Annotated in this window: 7 protein-coding genes, 1 tRNA gene, 1 other RNA gene and 1 pseudogene; 7 read left to right on the top strand and 3 right to left on the bottom strand. The window is 68.8% G+C overall.

Annotated features, from left to right (window positions below; genetic code table 11):
* Positions 1-99: 99 nt before the first annotated feature.
* Positions 100-198, bottom strand: an RNA gene (ffs, locus tag ABT129_RS22745) — signal recognition particle sRNA small type.
* 117 nt (positions 199-315) lie between these two features.
* Between ffs and ABT129_RS22740 the strand changes: the two genes are divergently transcribed.
* Positions 316-403: transfer RNA gene (locus tag ABT129_RS22740), tRNA-Ser, on the top strand.
* 314 nt (positions 404-717) lie between these two features.
* Here the strand turns inward: ABT129_RS22740 and ABT129_RS22735 are convergent.
* Positions 718-1,024 (bottom strand): annotated as a pseudogene (locus ABT129_RS22735) (hypothetical protein); the annotation flags it as partial.
* Positions 1,025-1,270: 246 nt separating this feature from the next.
* Between ABT129_RS22735 and ABT129_RS22730 the strand changes: the two are divergent.
* The 4 genes from ABT129_RS22730 (at position 1,271) to ABT129_RS22710 (ending at position 4,972) form a co-directional block, all read left to right on the top strand.
* On the top strand, positions 1,271-1,678 hold the full coding sequence (locus tag ABT129_RS22730; protein WP_351904449.1) for a hypothetical protein: 408 nt from the start codon (positions 1,271-1,273) through the stop codon (positions 1,676-1,678).
* A gap of 60 nt (positions 1,679-1,738) precedes the next feature.
* Positions 1,739-2,413: an ABC transporter ATP-binding protein gene (locus tag ABT129_RS22725; RefSeq protein ID WP_351904446.1), complete on the top strand. Its 675-nt coding sequence runs from the start codon at positions 1,739-1,741 to the stop codon at positions 2,411-2,413.
* A 1,526-nt stretch (positions 2,414-3,939) separates the two neighbouring features.
* Complete coding sequence (locus ABT129_RS22715; RefSeq protein WP_351904579.1) at positions 3,940-4,665, top strand: FtsX-like permease family protein; 726 nt, start codon at positions 3,940-3,942, stop codon at positions 4,663-4,665.
* An 88-nt stretch (positions 4,666-4,753) separates the two neighbouring features.
* Positions 4,754-4,972, top strand: a complete 219-nt coding sequence (locus ABT129_RS22710; RefSeq protein WP_351904443.1) for a DUF4287 domain-containing protein — start codon at positions 4,754-4,756, stop codon at positions 4,970-4,972.
* A 6-nt stretch (positions 4,973-4,978) separates the two neighbouring features.
* Here ABT129_RS22710 and ABT129_RS22705 read toward each other — a convergent pair whose 3' ends face one another.
* Positions 4,979-6,190, bottom strand: coding sequence for an MFS transporter (locus tag ABT129_RS22705; protein WP_351904440.1), 1,212 nt, complete (start codon positions 6,188-6,190; stop codon positions 4,979-4,981).
* Between the two features lie 117 nt (positions 6,191-6,307).
* On the opposite strand from ABT129_RS22705, the gene ABT129_RS22700 reads away from it, so the two are divergent.
* Positions 6,308-7,285 carry an ArsR/SmtB family transcription factor gene (locus tag ABT129_RS22700; RefSeq protein ID WP_351904437.1) on the top strand — a complete coding sequence of 326 codons (978 nt, stop codon included), beginning with the start codon at positions 6,308-6,310 and terminating at the stop codon, positions 7,283-7,285.
* A gap of 30 nt (positions 7,286-7,315) precedes the next feature.
* The gene (locus ABT129_RS22695) at positions 7,316-8,191 is read left to right on the top strand and encodes an alpha/beta fold hydrolase (protein WP_351904434.1); all 876 of its coding nucleotides are present in this window, start codon (positions 7,316-7,318) and stop codon (positions 8,189-8,191) included.
* Positions 8,192-8,218: the final 27 nt, after the last annotated feature.

Genomic DNA, 8,218 nt, shown 5'->3' with positions numbered 1-8,218 from the left:
CGGGTCCGGACGGCACCGGCTCGCGCCGATCCGTACTGGGGGGCGTATCTGGCGGGAGGGGAGGGGTCTCATCCGCCCGATCCACCTGATCCGCGCGGGAACGTAAGCGCCCCCCACGCACCTGCCAGAGCCGACCTACCCTTGCTGCCTTCCGGCCCTGGGGGAGTTCAGTCAGATAGCACCGCGTGAGGGGCTCCGCCCAGAGTACCCGATCCCAGCTCCCCCACGGTCCCCTCCCCCTGCCTGGAACATCCCTCGGACCCCCTCCCGGATCGAGTTCGCGAGCACCCCCCGAGGTCATGTAATGTTCGGCGCGGAGGATTCGCCTAGAGGCCTAGGGCGCACGCTTGGAAAGCGTGTTGGGGGCAACCCCTCACGAGTTCGAATCTCGTATCCTCCGCCATTGCTCTCACCGGGCAATTCGTTGAAGGGCCCCACCGTTCGCGGTGGGGCCCTTCGACGTTCCTCAGCTCCCGTTGTCCTGGTCACTGTCCACAACGGTTGCTTCCGGGGTGGATCCTCGCGAGCACCCCCACCCCTCCCCCACAGGGGCTACATGTAGATCCCGCAGTCGCGGCACATCCAACCGCCATGCCCGTCCGGGATCCATTGGTGGGGCCCCTCGCAGATCGTCGGCATATGACCGAACCTCCCGTTTCGTGACCGAGAGTTCAGAGTCCCACAGTGACCGTCGACACTCGGCGCGTTACGGACCAACTACTCACTTCGATGTAGTACGGCCTCCGATCGCGGACGCAGGTCGGGGCGGGCCCTGCGGCAGGGGCCCCGGCATGCCACCCTCGGCCCCCAGATCGCCACGCCGACCTTCCGGGCCACTCCCTTCAGGAGGTGGTCGGGGACGTGGAGATACCGCGCGCGCATACCCGCGGCGCCGCCGGGCTCCCAGCCCGCGATCCGGTCGATCACTCGGTCGGGGAAGCTCAGCGGCATCAGCACCGTGCCGGGCGTCGCGCTTCCAGTCGTGGTGGTCGGCGTTCGGGCTCAACGGGCCGCCCAGAGCCTTATAGAGCCGGTCTGCGGTGGGGCCGAAGGAAGGACACATCCGCGCACCCCTGGGACCGCCGCCACTCCGCTTCACGCAGGCGTACCGGTGATCACACTCAAGGTGCTGCTGCTGCCGTGAGCGACCCGTTCACCGGATCGGGGGGCACTGAGAGGGAGGGACGTTACTGCGGTCTCCGCTGTGTAGTGATGCCGATACTTTCTGTGATGACCAGTGACCAGTCGGCTCAACCAACAGGGGTTATCAGTGAGGAAGTTCGCTACGGCAGTGGTGGCTGCGGGGCTGTTCTTCGGGGGGATGGGGGTGGCGGTTGCGGACTCACAACACAAGCTCGTCATGACGACGCCCGGTGTTGCGTTCGTTGGGACGTACCAGTGGCAGTCCACAACCAAGGTGCCGAGTGGACTGCACGTGAAGGGTGAGCTGCGAGACAAGAACCCCGACGACGGCCACAACGTGTACCTCCGCGTCAAGGTCGAGGAATACGCATGGGGTCGCCTCAACGGCGTCCAGAAGAGGGACATCAAGATCGACAAGGTCTACTACGACGGCGCAGTCCTGAAGACCAAGGAAGTGCGGATGCAGGCGTGCCGCGACCGGGGTTCCTTGCGGCCGGACAACTGCTCGGATGAGCGGCACTTCAAGCGGAGGTAATTGACGGTTTCGGGAGCCGCGAACTGCGGCTCCCACCCCCCCCCTAGGAGCGCACACAACATGAACGCCATTCTCCGCGCCAACGACGTGGATCTATTCTACGGAACTCAACAGGCTGTCAGGAATGTCAATTTCACGCTCGCCCGAGGTGAAGTGGCTGCCATTATGGGTAGCAGCGGGTCCGGGAAGTCGTCATTGCTGTACTGCCTCGCCGGAGTCCTTCCCCCTTCCAGCGGCACCGTGACTTTCGACGACGTACAGCTTTCATCCCTCCCTGATGGAGAGCTGAGTGCCCTGCGTCGAACCCGTCTCGGCTTCGTGTTCCAGTACGGCGAACTATTGCCGGAGCTGACGGTCGAGGAGAACGCAGCACTTCCCCTCCGGCTCGCCGGCATCAGCAAGTCGCACGCACATGCAATGGCTGGCCAGGTGCTGGGGCGTCTAGGAATGGGCGATCTACTGCGGCGCAGGACATCGAAATTGTCAGGGGGACAGAGTCAGCGCGTCGCGGTAGCGCGGGCGCTAGTGCACCGGCCGGACGTAGTGTTTGCAGACGAACCGACAGGGGCTCTCGACAGTGCCAATGCTGCTGCTGTCCTCGATGAATTTCTTCAGCTAGCTCGGCGACAGAAAACTGCCGTCGTCATCGTCACTCACGACGCCGAGGTGGCTGGCAGGGCTGATAGGCAGTACACGATGTCGGATGGCCTCCTGGCGCAACGGGTACCGGTGTGAACGCCTTCGTCCTCGGGATGCGTCTGCTGTGGGGCAGCGGGCATAGGGGGAGAGTCCGCTTCCTCCTCATGACGCTCGGATCTGCGCTCGGATCCGCTTGCCTTGCCGCCGCGCTCACTATTCCCACAATCCTCGCTGCCCACGATGCCCGCACGGCCAGTCGCGAGGTGTACCCGGGCTACAACAAGAACGTGGTCTACCAGGAATTTGTGGGACCTTACGGATCCCAGCCCCTACGACGAGTCTTCTTCGGCCGTACAGGCCCTGGATCTGCGCCGCTCCCACCAGGGATCGAGAGGATCCCTCGTGCGGGCGAAGCAATCGTTTCGCCCAAGCTGGGCAAGCTCCTGGAAACCAACCCCCGCCTTTCCGGGCTCGTTCCAGGCCGTGTGACCAGCACAATCACGCCGGCAGGGTTGGGCGGGCCAGACGAACTATTTGCCTATATCGGAATCGCGCCAGCAGCACTACCCGAGGCAGAGCAGCTCGGCCACTTCGGCTCCGAGTACACACAGCAAGAGGTAATCGACCCGTCGACTCTCGACATTCTGCGCTTCACCCTCGGGTGCATCGTGCTGCTCCCCCTCACAATCTTCCTCTCAGTCTGCGCGAGGCTCTCTGGAGAGTCTCGCGCGCGACGGCTCGCTGCTCTTCGGCTCGTGGGGCTCAGCGTGAAGGACACCTTGCGGGTCAACGCCGGGGAGAGCGTCGCTGCCGCCTTCGTGGGGGCAGCACTAGGTGTCGTGGGGTACCTCGGAGTCAACGAGGTGATGGCGCAGATCGGGCTGCCGGGGTTGCGTTGGTACCCGCGTGACGGACGGCCCGAGTTGACGACTCTTGCCGTGTGTCTCCTGGGCTGTCCCGCGCTTGCTTGGATCGTGGGGCAGTTCAGCGCACGACGGGCCGCCCTGTCACCAATCAGTGTGCGACGGACCGGTGAGCGCAAGACGCCGAGGAAGTTTGGGATGCTATTGCTGGTCCCCGGGCTTGGGATCATCGGCGGGTACTGCCTACTCAGCGTCATGGGAAGGGACCCATCAGGGGGGTCGGCAAGTTCCGTGCTGGTGCCTGCTGCCGTCTTGTTGACTGGTGCCGGGCTCGTCTTTGGATTGGCACCCATCACGGCCTGGCTCGCGCGTCGGCTGGCCACAACGGCGAAGTCGCTGCCAGTGATGCTGGCAATGCGACGCGCTGAGGTCGAGCCTGGATCCTCACTGCGGGTGGTCACCGGGCTAGTGCTCCTGGTGTTCGGGGCATCGCTCACACAAGGGGTGCTCGTGGAACTGGACCAGGTCAGTCGCCGAACCGCTCCCCTCCAGGAGTACAGAGTCAGCTTGAACGAAATCGGGCCGGCTCAGCGGCAGGCGTTGACGAGGGTGCCGGGTGTTCGGACGCAGGTGGTCTCATACAGCTCTTGGAGTCCGTCGGACGGAAGCGACGTCCGGCACGCAGATCTAGTGGTGGCTACCTGCGCCCAACTCGCCTCATTCACACAGCGAGCCACCGGATGTCAGGACGATCGAGTCATGCAACTACGCGACGATCGCTGGGTGTTTGAGCACGACCCGAAGGTCGGAGAACGTTTTCCCTTCGCGTTAAAGGACGGCCGGAAAACCCTGCTTTCTGTGCCTCGCGAGCGAATTGTCGTCCGGCCCTGGGATCTCTCCGTCTTCACTTCGGGCGCCCTGCTCGTCCCCCCGGCCCTCCTTCCCTCCCCGCTCGCCGACTCCGCCGGCACCCTCACGCTCGTCAGCGACGCCGACCCCGCCACCGTTCGTTCCGTGCTCGACGGGATCGGGGCAGTTGCGCCCACGTCAGCCGTTGAGCCCGTCGGGATCGTCATCGACTCGCTCGCTCAGCTCACCGTGATCCGGAGTCTGCTGGTCGTCGGGATGGTGCTCGGGCTGGTCATCGGGGTGGCCGCGTTTGTCGTGTCCGTGGCTGATCGGGCGATGGAGCGGCGGGGGCAGGTGACCGCGCTCGCGTTGTTGGGGGCTCGGGCGGGGACGTTGCGGGTGGTGCAGGTGGTGCAGGTGTTGGTGCCGCTGGTTGTGGGGCTGGGGGCCGCGATCGTCACCGGGTGGCTTGCCGAGTCCAGCTATCTGATCACCGGGGGTGGGGCGGTGCACTGGGACTGGGACGGGTTGCCGTTGCTGTTCGCCTGCGCGCTCGGGGTGCTGTGCGCGGCCGCCCTCGCCTCCCTGCCGATGGTGCGGCGGCACATCGATCCCGAGCACATCCGGCGGGATTGATACGGCGGTGGGCGATGAGTTTTCGGTGGGCCGCGGGTCCACCCTTCAGTTGCTCCCATCGCCCGCCCCAACCGCCCAGGAGATCACCGTGGCCGAGAACGTCGTCAAGGGTCCCGCCAGCTACTTCCCCTCCATCGAGAAGAAGTACGGGCGGCCGGTCTCCGAGTGGCAGGAGCTCATCCGCTCCTCGCCGCTCACCAAGCACATGGAGCTGGTCTCCTGGCTGAAGGCCGAGCACGGGCTGGGTCACGGGCACGCCAACGCGCTCGTGGCCCACACCCTCGCCGAGCGCGCCGGAGGGAAGTAGGCCGCGTCACGCCGCCAGTTCGTGGGCCGTGCGGGCGTCGACCCGCTTCGTCAGCGCCACCGTCGCCGCCGCCGTGGCCGTGCCCGCCACCAGGGCCGTCCACCACAGGACCGTCGGGCCCAGCGTCGTGTAGGTCGTGACGCCCAGGGTGAGGGCCGCGAAGCGGGCCACGCCCCAGATCCAGCTGAAGGCCCCCTGGTAGCGGCCCCTGGCGTGGGCCGGGGCCAGGTTGGCGACGATCCCCGCCGCGATACCCGCGACCACGACCTCGCCCAGGGACCAGACGACGACGGACACCGCGTAGCCCGCGATCCCGTCGGCGAGGCCGGTGAGCGCGACGCCGACGGCGATCAGCGTGCTGCCGGCGCCCTGCACCGCCAACTGCGGGAAGCGGGACAGCCACGCCGTCGTGAAGGGCTGCAGCGCCACGACCAGGATCGCGTTGACCGCCGCCATCGCCCCGTACACCGCCGGCGAGAGGCCGCTGTCGTGGATCGCGAGCGGCAGGGCGACCTCGGTGAGCGAGTACACGAAGAGCTGGATGCCGAGGAGCGGGAGCAGGACCATGGCCAGGCGGTCGCGGAGGACCACTCCGTAGCCGATGCCGTCCTTACCGTTCCCGGCCGGGTGCGGCGTCCGGTCGCGCTTCGGTTCCTTCAGGCGGACCGTGACGACCAGCGCGTACACGAGCATCGAGCCCGCGTCGACGGCGAAGAGCAGCCAGTAGCCGTGTGCCGCCAGGTAGCCGCCGAGGACGCCCGCGACGGCCGTGCCGATGTTCACTCCCCAGCCGAAGAGCGCGTACGCCCGTCGGCGCCGTTCGCTGTCCACGGCGTCGGCGAGGAGCGCCGACGCGGCCGGGGAGACCGTGCTGCCCGCCGCGCTGATCAGCAGCGCCGCCGCGGCCATGGTCCAGACGCCGGGGGCGAGGAAGAGCGCGCCCTGCGCGACCGCCGTGCCGACCAGGCCGATGATCATCGTGGGGCGGCGTCCGACGCGGTCGGCCAGGATGCCGCCCACGGCCGGTCCGAGGAGGTTGCCCGCGCCCAGGGCGCCGAGGACGTACGTGGTCTCGGCGCCGGTCACCCCGCGCGAGGCGAGGAAGAAGATCAGGAACGGGGTGACGAGGTAGCCGAGGCGGTTGACGATCGTTCCGGCGAAGATCGTCCAGACGACGGGCGGGAGGTCTCGGAAGGAGGAGGGCGTCAGTGAGGGCATGGGGGGAGACTGCGGGAAGCGCCCCCGCGCCCTCCATTGATTAAGCTCAGAACGAATCCAATCCCCCTCACCCCCGCCGCCGACGCCGCCGCCGTACGCATTCGAGGACGTGGAACCGTGGAATCCGGGCTCAGCTTCTCCGCCGCCGACCTCGCCCAGACCCGCTTCGCGGTCTCCCCCATGTGGGAGGTCGTCACCAGCTACCGGGTCCTCGCCGGGCGCACCGACTCCGCACCCCACCGGCGCTGGGCCGCCCAGGTCCGGCCCCGGATCGCCCGGGCCGGGCTCGACCGCGGCCGGCTCGCTTCGCTCGTCCCCCCGCACGGCTACCTCGCCGACTTCCTCAACCCCACCCCCACCGGGCCCTTCCCCACCCTCGACGCCGAACTCGACGCCATCCGCCGCACCCCCGACGCGCAGGTGCGGCAGGACCTCGGCATGCTCGCCGCGGAGGGCCCGCCCGACAGCTGGACACGGCTCCTCCACGACGACCCCCCTGCGGGCCTCCGAAAGGTCGCCGACGAGATCGAGACCTACTGGGAACTGGCCCTCGCCCCCTACTGGGCCCGGATCCAGCAGGTCCTGGAGGCCGATGTCTTCCATCGGGCCCGGCAGGTCGCCGAGCACGGTTCGGCCCGGGTCCTGAGCGAGCTCCACGAGACCGTGCGCTGGGACGACGGCACCCTGCGGCTCGTACGACGCCACTGCTCGCTCAGTCGCGACCAGACGGGATCCGGGCTGCTGCTCGTTCCGTCCGTCTTCGCCTGGCCCCGCGTCCTCACCCGGTCCGTCCACCCCGATCCACCCCAACTCGCCTATCCAGCACGAGGGTTCGGAGCCGTCTGGGAGCCCCGTACCGCCGACGCCACCGAGGCCGTCGCCGCCGTCCTCGGGCGTTCCCGCACCCTCCTCCTCACCGAGCTCGACACCCCCGCCTCCACCACCCAACTCGCCGCCCAGTGCGGACTGTCCGCCGCGGGCGTCTCACAGCACCTCATCGCCCTGCGGAACGCCGGTCTCGTCACCGCCCACCGCAGCGGCCGTTCCGTCCTCTACGCCCGCACCGCCGTCGCCGACCAGCTCCTCGCCCCGTAGCGGGCGCACCCCATGAGTGATCATGGGGAGATGACTTCCACCTCCTGTTCCCCCTGGTCGGAGCGGATCGTGATACGCGACGGCGTGCGGCTGGTCTGTCGCGACTGGGGCGGCTCCGGCACCGACGTGCTCCTCCTCCACGGGCTCGCCGGGCACTCCGGCGAGTGGGACGCGACCGCCCGGCTGCTGCGGGACTCCGGCCACCGGGTCGTCGCCCTCGACCAGCGCGGACACGGCGGCAGCGAGCGGCATCCCGGGGACGTGTCGCGGGCCGCCCACGTCGCCGACGCCGTCGCCGTCGTCGACGCGCTCGGCCTCCGACGGCCCGTCCTCGTCGGGCAGTCGCTCGGCGGCAGCACCGCCCTCCTCACCGCCTCCGCCCACCCCGGACTCCCGCGCGCCCTCGTGCTCGTCGAAGCCGGGCCCGGCGGGGCGAACCCCGGTGTCCAGGAACAGATCGGGGGCTGGCTGCGGGCGTGGCCGCTGCCGTTCGCCTCGCGGGAGGTGGCCGCCGCGTACCTGGGCGACGGCAAGCAGTCCGTGGGGGAGGGCTGGGCGGCCGGACTCGAAGAGCGCGCCGACGGGCTGTGGCCGCGCTTCGACCCCGAGGTCATGGTGCGGTCCCTCGACGAGAACGCCACCCGCGCCTTCTGGGACGAGTGGAGCGCCGTCGCCTGCCCCACGCTGACGGTCCTCGGACAGGGCGAGCAGGGCGGCATCATCGGCGGCGGGGAGTACGCGGAGATGGTCCGGCTCCGGCCCGCGCTGCACGGCGCCAGCGTGCCCGGCGCCGGGCACGACCTGCACCTGGAGCGGCCCGGGATCCTGCACGGGCTGATCGTGGACTTCCTCCGGGAGGTCGCGGGGGTCGCTCCTCCCGGGCCCGGGGTGGTCTCCGCTCCCTGACGCCGGGCGCCCGTTCTCCTCTTGCCT

Source organism: Streptomyces sp. NPDC002057 (genome assembly GCF_040296665.1).
Classification (GTDB): domain Bacteria; phylum Actinomycetota; class Actinomycetes; order Streptomycetales; family Streptomycetaceae; genus Streptomyces.
Note: the sequence above shows the minus strand (reverse complement) of the source record. Positions and strands in the feature narration are given on the sequence as shown.

What these genes read in the sequence shown, in the direction of transcription:
- ABT129_RS22725 (WP_351904446.1), top strand. Translation starts at nt 1,739, where the DNA reads ATGAACGCCATTCTCCGCGCCAACGACGTGGATCTATTCTACGGAACT.
- ABT129_RS22715 (WP_351904579.1), top strand. Translation starts at nt 3,940, where the DNA reads ATGCAACTACGCGACGATCGCTGGGTGTTTGAGCACGACCCGAAGGTC.
- ABT129_RS22705 (WP_351904440.1), bottom strand. Translation starts at nt 6,190, where the DNA reads ATGCCCTCACTGACGCCCTCCTCCTTCCGAGACCTCCCGCCCGTCGTC.
- ABT129_RS22695 (WP_351904434.1), top strand. Translation starts at nt 7,316, where the DNA reads ATGACTTCCACCTCCTGTTCCCCCTGGTCGGAGCGGATCGTGATACGC.